This is a genomic window from Acinetobacter portensis, assembly GCF_023158935.1.
GTDB lineage: Bacteria > Pseudomonadota > Gammaproteobacteria > Pseudomonadales > Moraxellaceae > Acinetobacter > Acinetobacter faecalis.
In genome coordinates this window covers 382,350-398,504 of the sequence record NZ_CP096120.1, presented here as the reverse complement: position 1 = coordinate 398,504, position 16,155 = coordinate 382,350, and the positions used below count along the sequence as shown (strand labels likewise).

The 16,155-nt window shown below is 36.9% G+C and carries 15 protein-coding genes and 1 pseudogene; 2 read left to right on the top strand and 14 right to left on the bottom strand.

What is annotated here, in order from left to right; all coding sequences use genetic code 11:
* Nucleotides 1–44: 44 nt before the first annotated feature.
* The 13 genes and pseudogenes from MZO21_RS02025 to MZO21_RS01965 form a co-directional block, all read right to left on the bottom strand.
* The gene (locus tag MZO21_RS02025; protein WP_154773719.1) at nt 45–548 is read right to left on the bottom strand and encodes a DUF6586 family protein; all 504 of its coding nucleotides are present in this window, start codon (nt 546–548) and stop codon (nt 45–47) included.
* Nucleotides 549–695: 147 nt separating this feature from the next.
* Complete coding sequence (locus tag MZO21_RS02020; RefSeq protein ID WP_154773718.1) at nt 696–971, bottom strand: RNA recognition motif domain-containing protein; 276 nt, start codon at nt 969–971, stop codon at nt 696–698.
* Nucleotides 972–1,050: 79 nt separating this feature from the next.
* On the bottom strand, nt 1,051–3,039 hold the full coding sequence (locus MZO21_RS02015) for an ATP-dependent helicase (RefSeq protein ID WP_248104084.1): 1,989 nt from the start codon (nt 3,037–3,039) through the stop codon (nt 1,051–1,053).
* A gap of 247 nt (nt 3,040–3,286) precedes the next feature.
* Nucleotides 3,287–4,423, bottom strand: coding sequence for a glycerate kinase family protein (locus tag MZO21_RS02010; RefSeq protein WP_154773716.1), 1,137 nt, complete (start codon nt 4,421–4,423; stop codon nt 3,287–3,289).
* A 145-nt stretch (nt 4,424–4,568) separates the two neighbouring features.
* Nucleotides 4,569–5,327: a hypothetical protein gene (locus MZO21_RS02005; RefSeq protein ID WP_154773715.1), complete on the bottom strand. Its 759-nt coding sequence runs from the start codon at nt 5,325–5,327 to the stop codon at nt 4,569–4,571.
* A gap of 83 nt (nt 5,328–5,410) precedes the next feature.
* On the bottom strand, nt 5,411–8,053 hold the full coding sequence (gene topA / locus MZO21_RS02000; protein ID WP_248104082.1) for a type I DNA topoisomerase: 2,643 nt from the start codon (nt 8,051–8,053) through the stop codon (nt 5,411–5,413).
* 34 nt (nt 8,054–8,087) lie between these two features.
* The gene (locus tag MZO21_RS01995) at nt 8,088–8,537 is read right to left on the bottom strand and encodes an ammonium transporter (protein WP_154773713.1); all 450 of its coding nucleotides are present in this window, start codon (nt 8,535–8,537) and stop codon (nt 8,088–8,090) included.
* Between the two features lie 63 nt (nt 8,538–8,600).
* Nucleotides 8,601–8,816, bottom strand: a complete 216-nt coding sequence (locus MZO21_RS01990) for a hypothetical protein (protein ID WP_154773712.1) — start codon at nt 8,814–8,816, stop codon at nt 8,601–8,603.
* A 310-nt stretch (nt 8,817–9,126) separates the two neighbouring features.
* Nucleotides 9,127–9,519, bottom strand: a pseudogene (locus tag MZO21_RS01985) (transposase family protein); the annotation flags it as partial.
* 37 nt (nt 9,520–9,556) lie between these two features.
* Entirely contained in the window at nt 9,557–9,961 is a 405-nt protein-coding gene (locus MZO21_RS01980; RefSeq protein WP_152872730.1) for a transposase family protein, read from the bottom strand.
* A gap of 47 nt (nt 9,962–10,008) precedes the next feature.
* Nucleotides 10,009–10,311 carry a hypothetical protein gene (locus tag MZO21_RS01975; protein WP_154771899.1) on the bottom strand — a complete coding sequence of 101 codons (303 nt, stop codon included), beginning with the start codon at nt 10,309–10,311 and terminating at the stop codon, nt 10,009–10,011.
* Between the two features lie 18 nt (nt 10,312–10,329).
* Nucleotides 10,330–11,337, bottom strand: a complete 1,008-nt coding sequence (locus tag MZO21_RS01970; RefSeq protein WP_154771898.1) for a hypothetical protein — start codon at nt 11,335–11,337, stop codon at nt 10,330–10,332.
* Between the two features lie 118 nt (nt 11,338–11,455).
* A complete protein-coding gene (locus tag MZO21_RS01965; protein WP_154771897.1) occupies nt 11,456–11,734 on the bottom strand; it encodes a SlyX family protein in 279 nt (92 codons plus the stop codon).
* A gap of 1 nt (nt 11,735) precedes the next feature.
* Between MZO21_RS01965 and MZO21_RS01960 the strand changes: the two genes are divergently transcribed.
* On the top strand, nt 11,736–13,631 hold the full coding sequence (locus MZO21_RS01960; RefSeq protein WP_154771896.1) for an ATP-binding cassette domain-containing protein: 1,896 nt from the start codon (nt 11,736–11,738) through the stop codon (nt 13,629–13,631).
* 110 nt (nt 13,632–13,741) lie between these two features.
* The gene (locus MZO21_RS01955; RefSeq protein ID WP_154771895.1) at nt 13,742–14,677 is read left to right on the top strand and encodes a lauroyl acyltransferase; all 936 of its coding nucleotides are present in this window, start codon (nt 13,742–13,744) and stop codon (nt 14,675–14,677) included.
* Nucleotides 14,678–14,966: 289 nt separating this feature from the next.
* Here MZO21_RS01955 and MZO21_RS01950 read toward each other — a convergent pair whose 3' ends face one another.
* Entirely contained in the window at nt 14,967–16,079 is a 1,113-nt protein-coding gene (locus tag MZO21_RS01950) for an endonuclease/exonuclease/phosphatase family protein (RefSeq protein ID WP_154771894.1), read from the bottom strand.
* Nucleotides 16,080–16,155 lie beyond the last annotated feature (76 nt).

Here is a 16,155-nt window from a genome sequence, read left to right as displayed (position 1 = left end):
TTATATAAGGTCTAGTTTGGTAAATTCAAGCGCTAAAATTTAAACTAAAATTCGACCATCTCGTTACGAAAACCGTCAATTAGCTGAGTAATATCTCGGTGCCATTCTCTTAAAATTGCTGTATCTGGCAACCAAGCTTGTGGTGTTTGAGTTACTTTTATAATTAAGTTAGATGAAGTTTCTTGTTCTGGTTCTGGCGCGCTTGGCTCTGGCGTGTACTGACTTAAACGATACGCGCGTTTTAATTCTGCAATAAAACCATCTTTCGCTAGTTTTTGCAAAATACTAATTTCAGGTGAAACCTGCCCTTTTGCCGCCATATGTTCTTCAATAGACTTTAAAGTTGGGGTTGCATCACTCAACCTGTAGTAACGAACCAATTCTTGTAAAAATGCCAATACAGCACCATGCAAATGAAAAACAGCTGCTTCACGATGTGCTTGTGCTTGTTGAATATGTTCGGTTTGCTCTGCTTGTTGACACGAAAGACGTGCAAAATATAATTTTTGATTCGTGCGATCTGCGTGAAAGCGAGCAACTCGTGACATAAAGATGATTCCTAATATTTGGCGTTTTTGTCATCATCTAGATTAAACGTAATTATTGATAATTCACAATAAAATTTATGCATGATCTATTTCAGTTTAATCAATGCATAAAAAAGGAGCCTTATTTGCTCCCTTTTTATATCACTTTTATTCAGCAGCTTTAGACTGCTCTTCCGCTTTCGGCTTATCTTCAGCCAATTTCACACGAATACCATGTCCATGTAAACGTAAAGTGTTCAATCCTTTTACTGCTTTAATTGCTTCACGCGCATGTGGCATTTCAACAAAAGCAAAGCCTTTAGATTTGCCTGTTGCAGCATCTAAAACCAATGTACAAGATTCAACAGTACCAAAGCCTTGGAACAATTTTAAAATTTCTGGCTCTGTTACAGTACGTTCTAAGTTACGAACTAAAATTTTCATCTTACAACCTTAAAATAGGCAAAAATCACCAAAAAGCACTCGCCTACTCTACTTTTTGTACAAAACATCTCGCTATAGTTTAATCGAGATCGATACCAAAATCTAAATTAATCGACTGACGCTCAATTAATGCAGTTTTTACAGTTTGTTGGCGTGGTTTATGATGGGTTTCCATGGTACATAAATGACGTGTTAAATCATTTAAGAAATAACTTTCAACTTTTCGACCTTGTTCATCAATAACATCTCGCGCCCATAAATTTAAATTTTGCTTGGTTAAAATCAATTCATCTTGCGCACGGGTTAAAGCCACATAAAGCACACGACGCTCTTCTTCAACTTCATCAAAATTTCCTTGCGCACGCGCATGAGGATATTGCCCTGCTGTCACGTTTGCCACATAACAAACCTTTTGCTCTGTACCTTTTGCAGAGTGAATGGTAATCAGTGTTACTACATCTGTATCGGACTGACGTTCAATTTCAGAAATTGAAACAGGATCGAGCACATACGCTTCTAAAAATTCACTCAATTGATTATGTTTAGATGCCAATTGTTTTACCAGCTCAAAATCACCTTGGCGTCTATTCCAATCTTTTTTATAGTTTTCTGCCGTCGGATCTTCAAGTGCTTGAACACCTAAACTTACGCACTCTTTCACTTCTCCACGAAGCACATTCATTTGCTTCATCATAAGTAAAGATTTTTCAGGAATACGTCCAAAACTTTCTAATTTTTCAAAAATTTTATCAAAATCGGGTTCAATCAATAATTGCTGTGCTAAACGGCTTGCGCCTACATCACCCACGCCATTCCACAAAGTGAGAAAACGCATCCACGCAATATCATCTAATGGATTTGCAATCACACGAAGTAAACTCACCAAGTCCTTCACATGTGCAGTTTCTAAAAGCTTCATACCGCCAATAAATCGGTAAGGAACATTTGACGCAATACATGCAGCTTCAATATGACGAGCAGCGAAACTAGATCGCACCAAAACCATGTGATCTTTCCACGGTTTTCCTTCTAAAAAATGACGTTCTTTGATATCAACAGCAATCCATTTTGCTTCATCAAACTCATTTGGAAAAACATGAAGTTTTGGCTTAACCCCTTCTCCACGATGTGCTTCTAAACGTTTGCCGTACTTAATTTCACTTTGATCTAACAACCAATTCGAAAGATCTAGAATTTCTTGCGTAGAACGATAATTTTTTTCTAATTTATGAATTTTTGCATCGGGCACACGGTCTTTAAAATGGTGGATATTTTCAAAATCTGCACCACGGAAACCGTAAATCGACTGCGCATCATCACCTACACAAAATAGGCTAACTTTCTCTTTTAATGGTTCTAACAGTGCCCATTGCAAAGGATTGGTATCTTGCATTTCATCAACTAACATGTGACGACAAATTGAAGAAACATAATCGACCAAACCTTCAGACTGATCTAAAGCCGAAGCAACGATTGCTAAAATATCGTCATAATCTAAAAAGCTACGAGCACGTTTACGTGTTTCGTATTCTTTCATAATTTCTGCAATTTGGTCTTTAAAAACAATATGTTCAGGATGCTGTTTTTCCAAAGCATCACTCAATTTTTGACGTGTATTTCGTGCAAATGAATATAAGTCGCAAAGTTCTTGCGGCTTGGGTAATTGATTTGGATTTTTCTTATCATCTTTTCCGCGAATAAGGCGGAACATCATCAATTGATCATCTCTGTCGATAATCGAGAATTGCTCTAAGCCAAATGCTTTTGGAATACGGCGCAATAAATACATGCAAAACGTATGAAATGTCGATGCTCTTAAGCCTTTTGCTTGCTCGCCCAATGCAAGTTCCACACGCGCCACAATTTCACTCGCAGAGCGACGGGTAAAGGTCAAAATTTGAATTTGGTTTGCAGGCACACCTTGATCAATTAAATAGGCCGCACGCGCTACGATGGTTTTTGTTTTACCACAGCCCGCACCTGCCAAAACTAGACTATGCTTTGACTCTGTTGTCGCAGCTTGTTTCTGTTGTGGATTTAATTCATCAATTAGGCTGGCTAAACTCATGGTATCTCATCGTACATATTGAAAAGATAGTTTAGCAGAGCTCTCCTTATAAAGCTTAATAGAAAAATCATGCGCAATTGATTTCGTGATGGCTGCATGGATGCAGCCGTTATTCAGTGATGCATGGACGCATCATCTGAATAACAAAGGGTTTGGTTACTTTGCCCTCAAAGTAACAAAAAACATTCAATTTAAGCTGATTTAAATATTGCTTAAAAAGCCTCATTAAAACTTAACAAAATGATATTTAAACAATATTTTTAAAAGTAAAACTAACTGCCTTTTCTAAATTCTTTTCTGCATTTTTCAAAGCTGTTTCCAAATCACAATTTGACTCATTAATCGAAATAATCTGCGTAAAACCCTCATCAAACAAAGACTCAATATCGTCACCCACACGCCCTGCAAAAACATAAACAGGCTTATTTAAACGCTTAGCCACTTGTGCCACCGCCCAAGGCGTTTTACCAAATTTTGTTTGAAAATCTATACTGCCTTCACCTGTAAACACATAATCTGCTTTCGCTATTTTTTCAGCTAACTTTGTTTGTTCAATGACTAAACTCGCACCCGACTGAATATTTGTATGCGCAAATGCCATTAAACCAAAACCCAAACCACCAGCTGCACCTGCGCCCGCAATATTTTGAACATCAAAATTCAAAGTACTTTCTACAAGTAAGGAAAAATATTGCAGATTCGCATCGAGTTGCTTCACCATTTCAGGCGTAGCACCCTTTTGCGGAGCAAATACATAAGATGCGCCATTTTCCCCACACAAAGGATTATTCACATCTGAAGCAATTAAAATTTCAACATCATTTAAACGTATATCAAGCTCAGATATATCAATCTTTGAAATTTGATTTAGTAAACCACCACAAGCCTGAATTTCATTATCCAATTGATCTAAAAACTTCACACCCAAAGCTTGTGCCATACCACTTCCACCATCATTGGTCACACTACCGCCCAAACCAATGATAATTTTTTTCACACCCAAATCTAAAGCATCGCGAATCATTTGCCCTGTACCAAACGTGCTTGTCAGTAGCGGATTTCGCTCTTCTTTTTTTAATAAATCTATGCCATTGGCTTTTGCCATTTCCATAATGGCAGTTTGACCACCATCAACCAAACCAAAATACGTTTGAATTTTTTGATGTGGCAAAGGTCCTTGAACTTCACAAAATATTTTCTGTCCACTCAATGCATGAATCAGTGCATCTACCGTTCCTTCGCCACCATCTGCCATAGGAACGTGAATACATGTTGCTTGAGGAAAGATCTGCTGAATACCACGTTGCATAGCATGACAAGCCTGCTCTGCTGTCATACTTTCTTTAAATGAATCTGGTGCAAGAACAAATATCGGTTGTGTCATTGTAATATTCTTATATTTGAATGAGTTTTATCATACACAAAATACGTTAATCATCTTTTAATGATTTTTCTAGGCATTCAGTTATCCATAGCACATAAAATAACTGAGGATAAATTAGACATTATCCACAGTCAGTTTATTTACACTATTTTAACCAACCAATTTCTTTCGCTGTTGTTTCACGAATAATTGTTTGTTTCAAAGATTCAGGAATTTTGCTTGTATCTTTTGAAGTGGGAACATAACCACCCATCAACTCAGCCTTTGCTTGAGGAAATAATGGATTTTTCTCTGGATATGCATAACCATCAGGATATATCGGCTGACCTGTTAATAGATCATATTTATCTTGAGCACCAAAAGCATGTAGTAATTCGTGCACTAAAACAACTTTATTGGTTTGTGAATATTTTTGAGAGGCGAATAGATTAACTGTACCTATTCTACCTTTCTCAAGTGCGGTGGAATGCTTTAAAACTGGATGATGCTCTGGATCATAATAATTGAGATATAACGTTACGCTAGATGAACCATCTGCACTTTCATGCTGTTTCCACGCGTAGTAACGAAATTTAAGACTCCACAACATTGAATCTAGTATTGAACCATTTTCAGGAACTTTGGGTGGATGTTCTTTCAGTTCCCGCCCTAAGCGAAAATAAAGATGAATAGGCTCCTTTGTATAGGATTGCGCTTGTTCTTTTAAATATTCCCGAGCATCATCTAAATCTTGTACAGATAATCGTGAAATATACTGCTGTGTTTTCACCGAGCCATCTGCATTAATTGGATGAACCACAACAATAATAGGTTTCATCCAATCTTGGTTTTGATCCCTATAAGTATTTACCCCAACAATGAGCAAAACCATTAATAAAAGCGTAATTCGTATTTTTTTCCACATAATTTCAATTTTTTAGTTTCTTATTCACGCTATTTTGACATAAAAAATGCCGACCATTGTCAGCATTTTCTATCTATTTAATTTTAAGCTTCTGCCCATTTACCATCTTGGTAAACTAAGCTCCACTTCGTTTGCTTACCTTCAGGCGTTTCAGAACCAATATATTGCGCTTGATTTTTACGACTGAATTTTACCAATGTAGGATTCCCTTCAGGGTCAACATCTGGTGCTTGCAAAATAAATTGATATTTTGGATCGAGCTGTTCTGCAACAGAACGAAGTTCAGCAACCTTAGGTGCACGAGTTTCACGCACTTTAGGGAACTTACTTGCAGCCAAGAACAAACCAGCCGCACCATCACGCAATACAAAGAAATCATCATGCTTTGTAGAACGCAGATGTTCCATTTTAATTGGATCTACACGAGGAGGCGCAGGTTGACCGCTTTTCAAGACTTTACGCGTATTATCACAGCTCGTACAAGCGAAGTATGGTCCAAAACGACCTGTCTTCAATTGCATTTCACCTTCACATTTGTCACATGGAATGGTTGGACCATCGTAACCTTTGATTTTGAACTCACCTTCTTCGAGTTCATAACCATTACAGTCTGGGTTATTACCACAAACATGTAATTTACGACCGCCATCAATCACGTAACTGTCCATTGCTGTTTCACAAATTGGACAACGCTTTTTAGACATTAAGTCAGCAGTTTCAGCTGCATCATCATCAGATAATGCTGCAAGCGATTCTACAGGCGTTAAGTTAAACGTACCTTTACAGCGTTCTTTTGGTGGTAAGTTATAACCTGAACAACCTAAGAATACACCTGTTGTACCTGTACGAATCTGCATTGGACGGTCACATTCTTTACAATGAACCGCTTCAACTTCCACAGGTTGATTACGGCGCATACCGTTTTCGCCCTGAGCCGTCGTTAAACGTTTTTTGAAATCGCCATAGAAACTATCTAATAGCTCTTTCCAGTTACGATCACCATCGGCAACTTTATCGAGCTGACTTTCTAAATCTGCGGTAAACGCATAATTCATTAAGTTATTGAAGTTTTCATCGAGACGATCCGTCACAATTTCGCCCATTTTTTCGGCAAAAAGACGACGGTTATCAATTTTCACATAACCACGATCTTGAATCGTTGAGATAATTGCAGCATATGTCGATGGACGACCAATACCTTTTTTCTCGAGTTCTTTTACAAGTGATGCTTCTGTAAAACGTGCAGGTGGTTTTGTGAAGTGTTGAGATGGATCTAACTTCTCAAGTTTAAGCACTTCACCCACTTTTACTGCAGGTAATAACACATCATCATCAGATTTGTTTTGACCACGAACTTTGGTGAAACCATCAAATACTAAAGTACGACCTTTCGCTTTAAGTTCTACGCCATTTGCATCCACTAAAATAGTAGATGACAAATATTGCGCTGGTGTCATTTGACACGCAACAAATTGACGCCAAATTAAGTCATAAAGACGTTGAGCATCTCGGTCTACACCTACAAGCTGATCACCTTTTAAAGCAACATTCGATGGACGAATGGCTTCATGGGCTTCTTGTGCACCTGCCTTATTGCCGTATTTATTTGGCTTCGCAGGCAGATACTTTTCACCATATTCAGATTCAATATGTGTACGAACCATGTTTACGGCATCATCACTTAAGAATGTTGAATCCGTACGCATGTAAGTAATAAAACCTGCTTCATACAAACGCTGCGCCATAGTCATGGTTTTCTTCACAGAAAAACCAAGACGTGTACTTGCGGCTTGTTGAAGTGTTGAAGTGATATATGGTGCGCTAGGATTGACCTTAGTTGGCTTATCTTCACGTGTTGAAACTTTATATTCAGCATCATTTAAGATTTTTAACAAAGCATCTGTTTGTGCTTTATTTTGCAGTTTTAAGGTTTTACCACCTTGTTTAACTGCTTCTAAACGAATGACATCATTTTGAGATTGCGTGTCTGCAAAGACTTGCCAATATTCTTCAGGAATAAATGCACGAATTTCACGTTCACGTTCAACAACAAGTTTTGCAGCAACAGATTGCACACGACCTGCCGATAAACCACGAGCAATTTTTTCCCACAGCAATGGCGAAATCATAAAACCAACAATTCGGTCTAAGAAACGACGTGCTTGTTGAGCATTAACTTTATCTGTATCAAGGCGAGAAGGTTGTTTAAAAGCTTCTTGAATCGCATTTTTTGTAATCTCGTTGAAAACAACACGTTGGTAACGTGAATCGTCTCCACCAATGACTTCTTTTAAATGCCACGCAATTGCTTCCCCTTCTCTGTCCATATCCGTTGCGAGATAGACTTCATCGACTTGCGATGCAAGTTTTTTAAGTTCTGCGACTACATGTTCTTTACCAGGAAGCACTTCATATTTAGCTTTCCAGTCATGTTCAGGATCGACACCCATACGATTAATTAATGCACTTTGAGCTTTTTCAGCTTTCTCCGCATCAGTTAATTTTGTACGTGTTGCAGCCTTTTTTTCTGTCGACTTTGCAGAACCACCTGTCGGTAAGTCACGAACATGACCAACAGATGATTTTACGATGTATTCTGAACCTAAATACTTATTGATTGTTTTCGCTTTTGCAGGCGACTCCACAATCACGAGCGCACGTTTTTTCCCAGCTTCGGAAGATTTTGCTGTAGTGCTTTTGGATGTGGACCGAGGAGCGTTCGCCATAATGAACCGTTATTCCTGTTTATATGGGTATAAATTAAAATTCAGCCAATGAAGTAAGTAATGCTTTCATATCTTCTAACTGCGTGGCTCTTAAATCGGATTCTTCATCCCAATATAGTCCTACACAGTTAGCTTGCATATCAATAGCATAAATACCTTTTAATGCAATGGGAAAATTTTTAAACTTTTCATCCCCATGCACTAGATCAAACTGCTGATCTACAATTCGTGCACGCATTAATGGAAGTCGAGCTTCTGGAAGTAAAATACTGTAGTACGCAACCATGCTGGCACGTTTTTCAGATGCCATTGGGATTTTAGTCCACTCTGGTGCTGCCACCAATCGAGGATGTAGCCCCATCTTTCTTGCTTTGTCACGCATTATTCCTAAAGCTTTTTCTCTAGGACTTACACGCAGACCAAAAATTGATCCTAAAACAAAAATAACAATGACAACTGCAACCCAAATTCCAGTATTTTCCATAGAAAAGCCTCAATATTCCTATATTAGAGTTACATAAGGTTTATATAAAAGGCAAGTTTAGATTTAATCAATCCTTAAAATAGCGCTATCAGAGATAACAGTTGCTTTGTTATTATTCTTACCATCCTCATGTAAAACAAAAAGATAGCCATTTTTCACTTTGCTAATTAAGACGGCTTTAAGTTTTATGTTGTTTGTTAGCATTACAGCCTTATAATTTGGGATTCTAAGTATATTTTTGCATGCTTCTCGCCTTGCTTCCCAACGCTTAATATCCAATTGCTCCACAACTGTAATGGTAAAGCCATAAGTACAAACAAAAATGTGGCTTTAATATATGGTGAAAAATTAGAAGGAATACGCTTATCGCTTTTTTTATAATATTCATTTTTCTCTAATTTTAAATTAACTTCTCTACATATTTTTTTAAACAATAAAACTCTCTAAGTTTTAAGACAATTGATACGAGTACTAGAGTCAAGAAAAATAATGGCAATAAAAATGGAGAAATTACCAAGAATAAAAGAAGAAAAAATTTGGAAGGTAAAGCACAATAAATATTAGACTTCCTTCATAAATCATTTTTCAATCAATTTAATTGTTTATCTTTCACCCAATCTAAATTGTATATGCCAGCAAGTAAATTAAACCGCAGGTTTAATCGTTTACGACGATTTCTATATACACAAGATAAAATCTTAAAACATTTCATCCTTCCAAATACATGCTCTACTTGAATTCGTCTACGACCAATCTCTTTATTTAACTTTTTTAATTCAGAATCTAGTTTTTCAGTTTTCTTTGCTTTAGATGGCATGAGGCATCCAAAACCCAATTTCTTTATCCCTAAATACCCCTTATCAACGATAAAAAAGGGCTTAAATTTTAATTTCCTCATGCTTTTTTTAAATATTTTAAAATCATGCATGCTTCCATGACTTCCACATACACTCAGTATTTCACCTGTTGTATAGTGCATAGATAGCTGAAATTTAAAGGTATGTCGCTTTTTTTTACCGCTATACCATTTCTTCTGTTTTTTTTGGACGTTGAACTAATATTTCAGTTGCATCAATCACAACAACTTCCCAATCCACTTCATCTCGATTAGGAAGTTGTTTTGGCAAGTTAAATTTTCCAGAACGGATTAAGGTATCTTCAATAACGCGTGTGATACGAATTGCACTCGTTTCAGATACACCGTAACTCATACCAAGATGGAAAAATGTTCGATATTCTCTCCAATATTCTATACATAAGAGCAAACGATCTTCCAACGGTAATTTATGTGGTCGTCCTTTACCAATATGACAAGGTAACTCCTTATTTAGCTCGGCCAACATGAGGTTAAATGTAGCCCAACTAACACCGGTAAGCCTACGAAACTTAACGTCTGATAATTTTTGAATATCTTTGAATTTCATCCAAGGATTATCCCTTGGATTAAATAATTTTGCTGATTAATTTAAGATCAAATAAATTGTACGTTTTTTGATTTATGACGGAAGTCTAATGATTTAGGATAAACAAAAATGAAGGACATTATAAATATTGTTATAACAATGCCATTTGCAAAAACATTGTACTGATCGGACACTAAAACTTGAGTAAATGATGTATAAACATTTAAATCAAAAATTGAAAAATTAAAACCTAGTGCCTGTGCAAAAGAATCAGTATATAAAATCCCACCAAGCGAAATAGATACAATAAAAAGTGTTGAAATAAAGAAGAAAAATTTACCTAATCGCCCAAAAACTTCATCAATATTCACAATGTTCTTCTCATATCTTTAATTCAAAAACATCTCATGACTATACAAAACTTCATGTCCATTCCAATAAATATAGCCTTTATCTAAAAGCTCTTTAAGCAATAAACGAATATTCGATTGTGGAAATAATTGCTCCAACAAATCACGCAATTCATATATATCTTTAGGTTTATTAGACTTTAACTCTCGAAGTTTTTGTGCAACTTCCAATTGAACAGGATCAATTACCGCAAAGTTTTTGAACAATCCGTTTTGTGCATTCTGAATGTCTGCATTAGCATTCAATTCATTTTCTGCTTGCGCTTTTTCCGCTTTAATATCGGCAATAAACTCTAATGCAGATTGCGTCAATTTTTCGGGCTCATCAACCTTTTCTAAATCTAATGCAACCCATTGTTTTAAAACTTTCTTGCGAAATGAAATTTGATCTTCAAATTTTTTCACAAGTTTCAAATTAATCAACATGCCAATTAAATGTTGTGCTTTATCTGCTTCTACATTTAATACATTTAAAATTGAGTTTTTAAGTTTCTCAATTGTATTTGGCTTACCTGACATTGTGTCCAAAACATCACAATACTGCTTCACAAGCATTAAGTCTGAATTATTCAAAATGGCTTGAACACTTGGCACAACTTGCTTGGTCACTTTTGTTGCAGAATTTTCTAATTCAACTTGAATTAAGCTACAACTAATATTTGAACTTTGTAGCATTAAAATAAGCATGTCACTGCTTGGCATTGCTGAAATAACTTCAACATGTGTATCTGCATCTAATAATGCTAATAACTGTCCAACCACAACAGCATATTCAAACTCTCGTTGCGATGCTTGAGGTGTGTCTAATACCACAACTTGACCGCTGCTAATCCAGCTTGCAAATTCGGTTAAATCTTCTAAAGCAAACTCAAATTTACCACTGCAATTAAATACATAGAGCGTTGAATAATGTTCAATCACTTTACGCAATAAAGATGCTGTTGGAATATTTTGCTCTAAATCGAATAGAACGACTTTTTGGCTCATAGATACAATTATGCTCAATAGTTAATTTTATTAGACAGATAAGCGCAAAAAAGGTCAAATAAAATTCGACCTTATATCGCTGTTTAGACCAAACAAGTTGTGAATAAAACAAAACTCATTAATAATGCGGTGGTTTGTTCGTCAATGGGTCAAACGGTGCAATTCCATCAGAAATATCTGATGCATCTACACGTTGATACAAAATCCGCATTTGTTTTTTTAAATCAGCAAGTTCTTGACCTTGAATAATCAATTGTTCATTCAACTGATCAACTAAATCATCTAAAAATGCAATTCGCACTTGCAAATCTTCAATGGGTGCGGAAAATGACGCCTGTTCATCAAGATTTTGTTGTTTAGTCACTTTACACTCCTCATGTAGGATTTTAGGAAACATTATGGCCTATATTACTTTAAGGGATGTCCAACTAGCGTTTGGCGGACCTGCCCTACTCGACGGCGCGAACTTCAGTTTAGAGCGTGGCGAACGAGTGTGTTTAATCGGTCGTAATGGTGAGGGTAAGTCTACTTTACTTAAACTGATTGAGGGAACTTTATTACCAGATGCTGGTGAAGTTTCATTACAAAACGGCATTACAATTTCAATGCTTGCTCAAGATGTGCCCATGGATTCTGGCAAAGTAGCCGATATTGTTGCAGATGGTGCAGGTGAAGCAGCCTCAGTTCTTCGTGCATATCACGAAGCAAGTGATGCTTGTGTACTTGGCGATATGGATGCATGTGAGCGCATGGGCGACTTACAGCATAAAATGGATCAGTTAGATGGCTGGTCTTTAGAAACTAAAGTAAACTCTATTTTAAGCAAAATGGGCTTAGACCCAGATGCAGACCTTGCAGATTTATCAGGTGGTCGTAAGCGTCGTGTACTTCTTGCACGTGCTTTGCTGACTCAACCAGACGTTCTATTACTAGACGAACCAACAAACCATTTGGATGTTGAAAGTATTGAATGGTTAGAGAAATTTTTGCTTGATCAAAATAACTTAACATTATTGTTCATTTCGCATGACCGTTCATTTGTAGACAGCATTGCAACACGTATTGTAGAGCTTGATCGCGGTACTTTACGTAGCTTTGAGGGTAACTATTCACGTTACTTAGAGCTTAAAGCACAACAAATGGAAGCTGAAGAAAAGCAAAATGCGCTTTTCGATAAGCGTCTTGCAGAAGAAGAAGTTTGGATTCGCCAAGGTATTAAAGCACGTCGTACTCGTAACGAAGGTCGTGTTCGTGCATTGAAAGAACTCCGTGAAGAATCTAAAGCACGTCGTTCACAGCAAGGTAAAGTGAGCATGGCAACACAAGATGCCAACCGCTCAGGTAAACTTGTATTTGATATCGAAAATCTTAGCGTTAGCTTTGGCAACAATGCACCAATCATCAAAGATTTCTCTGCATTGGTTCTTCGTGGTGACCGAATTGGTTTAGTTGGTGACAACGGTGTTGGTAAAACAACATTAATCAAAGCAATTTTAGGTGAACTTGAACACACAGGTTCTGTGAAAACAGGTACTCAGCTAGAAGTTGCTTATTTTGACCAACTACGTAATGCGCTTGATTTAGAAAAATCTGTAAAAGATAACGTTTCTGAAGGTTCAGACTTTGTTGATGTAAATGGTGGTCGTCGCCATATTTACAGCTATTTACAAGATTTCTTATTCTCACCTGAACGTGCTCGTACGCCTGTTAAAGCACTTTCTGGTGGTGAACGTAATCGTATTTTATTGGCAAAATTACTGCTTAAACCATCTAACTTAATTGTAATGGATGAGCCAACAAACGATTTAGACATGGTGACTTTAGAGTTACTCGAAGAAATGTTAGGTGGTTATAAAGGCACACTTCTATTGATTTCACATGACCGTGCATTCATGGATAACGTTGTAACGTCTACTTGGGTATTCGACGGTAAAGGTCAAATTGATGAATACATTGGTGGTTATCAAGATTACCTAGAGCAACGTCCTGATCAAACTGCTGTAGATCAAAAAAGCGATGTGAAAAAAGCACTTGCGAAAGCAGAAGCTGCTGTTCCTAAAAAAGCCAAGTTGAGCTATAAAGATCAACGTGCTTTAGAACAACTACCTGCTGAAATGGAAGCTTTAGAAAAAGAGCAAGCTGAAATTAATGAACAACTTGCAGATGGCTCTATGTTTGTATCTGATGCAGACAAAGCGATGAAACTTTCTAATCGTTTAAGTGAAATTGACGAGCTTTTGCTTGAAAAGTTAGAACAATGGGAAACGCTTGAGAATTTAAGCAAAGGCAACTAAGCTTAATTTCTGATTCAAAAAGACATCTATGCCTTTGGTTTAGATGTCTTTTTATTTGCATAAATCAATCGTGTTAAACTACATCGAATTTTTAAGGTTACTTTGTTGCAATGAGTAAAAAGCCAGACTACAAACCAGGTGAATTTCAATGGTCATTTCTATTGCCTAAATATTGGGGAATATGGGTGGGTATTATCTTCCTGATGATTTTGGCAATTTTACCTTGGTCAATTCAGCACAGAATTGCCCGTGTATTAGGCTCAATTGCATTTAAAAGCTTAAAATCTCGCAAACAAACCACTATTCGCAATTTAGAATTATGTTTCCCTGAATGGTCTGAAGCTGAAGTTTTAGAGAAATCTGAGCAAGTCTTTATCGATCAAATGCTTGGGATTTTTGAAACACTAAATGCTTGGTACTGCCCAAAATGGTTTGAAGGTCGAGTAGAAATTGAAGGTTTAGAACATATTCAAAATGCACAGGCACAAGGCAAAGGCGCACTCCTTTTAGGAACGCATTCTACGCTACTTGATGCAGGTGGTTATGTTTGTGCGCAGTATTTCGACCCAGATGTGGTTTATCGTCCGCAGAATAACCCATTACTCGATATGTTGATTTACCGTTGTCGCTCCACTATTTATACCAATCAAATTGACCATGATGATATGCGTGGCTTAATTCGTCATTTAAAAAATGGACGTGCAATTTGGTATAGCCCTGACCAAGATTTTGGTTTAAAACAAGGCGTAATGGCACCTTTCTTTGGCGTTCCTGCTGCCACAGTTACAGCACATCGTCGTTTACTAAAAATGACTAAAGCAGAAGCCATTCCGCTTTATTTCTATCGTGATGGTAATATTTCAAATCCAAAATATAAAGTTTTAATTGAACCACCTGTAGAAAACCTACCAAGTGATGATGAACTTGACGATGCGACTCGCACCAATTTAATTATTGAACGTCAGCTTCGTATAGCACCTACACAATATATGTGGTTCCATCGTCGTTTTAAAACACGTCCAAATGGTTCTGAAAGGTTATATTAATATTTAAAAATTTATTACCCCTAAAAAACAACAACCCGAGTTCTACATCCTGTAAAACTCGGGCTATATGGGGTTGTGCTGTTCATGTATTTTTTATTTTATATTTGGTTATCCTAACCACACATCATTTCCTTGATGTTTTTCCTTCAGCTTGGTCTTCCTTAGTGGGACTATCCATTCCCGTTCCATGTGCTGATGTAGTAACAATAAGATTTTAACCTGAGTCTTCATAGCCTCTATTTCCTCAAAGGCTTGTAGGAGATTGACTACAAAGACATGTATCCTTCCTTTAAGATTTATAATCTTGCGCAATTGCATCTGTCACAATTTTTTCCTCTTTTTCTGCCTTTTCAATACCTTCTTGAATTGCCTCTTGTGCTTTTCCTTCATCTTCCTCAGTTTGCTCAAGCTCTTGTTGAACTTGTTCAAAAATTCGTCCTGTTTGCAAAACCACATAAATAGGAAAGTGATCTGACCCTATATGCTCTAAGCGCTTCATTTCAACCAAGGCAAAGTCGGTACTGTGAAATACATGATCGAGCGACCAACGAAGTAACGGATAATCTGCGTGGAAAGTATTGACATAATGACGTCCAACTCGCGGATCTAATAAACCACTAATGCGCTGAAATAAACGTGTTGTGCGTGACCATGCAACATCGTTTAAATCCCCCATAACAATGCAGCTTTCATCTAAATCTTTAATTTGATCCCCCACAATAAGCAACTCAGCATCACGTAATTTAGAATCTTTAGCTTCTGTTGGGCTTGGTGGTTTCGGGTGTAAACAATACAGCTGAACTTGATTACCCGAATCTAAAGTCACAGTCGTATGAATAGATGGAATTTCATCACTTAAAATAAATTTTACTTCTGTATCGGATAATTTAAGTCGGCTATACAAATGCATTCCGTATAAATTGTCTAATGGCACAGGAACTCGATATGGATAATTAGGCTCAATCACTTCTAATTGTTTTTGCCATACCTCATCTGTTTCTAGCGTTAAAACCACATCTGGTTGATATTCGTTAATTTGAGCAATTAAAGCATCATATTTTTTATTGGGTGTCAGCACATTTGAAACCAATATTGAAATTTGTTTACTCGCATCGAGTTGTTCCTTACGAACTTGTTTTACCTGTTTTTTCCAAATAAAGGTATAAGGCAACACCATTTTTAGCTGATAAGCCAGTGCTGCAATTAAACCTATAAATATAATTTCACGCCAAATATCCCACGGTGAATCCCAACCCAGTAGTAAAATAAAAGCAATAATTCCGAGTACAAGTATTTGTAAGCGTGGAAAATCTGCACCACGAAACCACCACTCATCGCGAGGAATGAGCGACCAGAAGCTTAGCCAAATCACCACAACTGCTAATATCTCTATCCAGACCATAACTTTTCTCTTATATTCTTAATTTTTTATTGATTCATAAATTTATATCAATTTTCCATGTAACATAAACAAGTTA

What these genes read in the sequence shown, in the direction of transcription:
- MZO21_RS02025 (WP_154773719.1), bottom strand. Translation starts at nt 548, where the DNA reads ATGTCACGAGTTGCTCGCTTTCACGCAGATCGCACGAATCAAAAATTA.
- MZO21_RS02020 (WP_154773718.1), bottom strand. Translation starts at nt 971, where the DNA reads ATGAAAATTTTAGTTCGTAACTTAGAACGTACTGTAACAGAGCCAGAA.
- MZO21_RS02015 (WP_248104084.1), bottom strand. Translation starts at nt 3,039, where the DNA reads ATGAGTTTAGCCAGCCTAATTGATGAATTAAATCCACAACAGAAACAA.
- MZO21_RS02010 (WP_154773716.1), bottom strand. Translation starts at nt 4,423, where the DNA reads ATGACACAACCGATATTTGTTCTTGCACCAGATTCATTTAAAGAAAGT.
- MZO21_RS02005 (WP_154773715.1), bottom strand. Translation starts at nt 5,327, where the DNA reads ATGTGGAAAAAAATACGAATTACGCTTTTATTAATGGTTTTGCTCATT.
- topA (WP_248104082.1), bottom strand. Translation starts at nt 8,053, where the DNA reads ATGGCGAACGCTCCTCGGTCCACATCCAAAAGCACTACAGCAAAATCT.
- MZO21_RS01995 (WP_154773713.1), bottom strand. Translation starts at nt 8,537, where the DNA reads ATGGAAAATACTGGAATTTGGGTTGCAGTTGTCATTGTTATTTTTGTT.
- MZO21_RS01980 (WP_152872730.1), bottom strand. Translation starts at nt 9,961, where the DNA reads ATGAAATTCAAAGATATTCAAAAATTATCAGACGTTAAGTTTCGTAGG.
- MZO21_RS01970 (WP_154771898.1), bottom strand. Translation starts at nt 11,337, where the DNA reads ATGAGCCAAAAAGTCGTTCTATTCGATTTAGAGCAAAATATTCCAACA.
- MZO21_RS01965 (WP_154771897.1), bottom strand. Translation starts at nt 11,734, where the DNA reads ATGTTTCCTAAAATCCTACATGAGGAGTGTAAAGTGACTAAACAACAA.
- MZO21_RS01960 (WP_154771896.1), top strand. Translation starts at nt 11,736, where the DNA reads ATGGCCTATATTACTTTAAGGGATGTCCAACTAGCGTTTGGCGGACCT.
- MZO21_RS01955 (WP_154771895.1), top strand. Translation starts at nt 13,742, where the DNA reads ATGAGTAAAAAGCCAGACTACAAACCAGGTGAATTTCAATGGTCATTT.
- MZO21_RS01950 (WP_154771894.1), bottom strand. Translation starts at nt 16,079, where the DNA reads ATGGTCTGGATAGAGATATTAGCAGTTGTGGTGATTTGGCTAAGCTTC.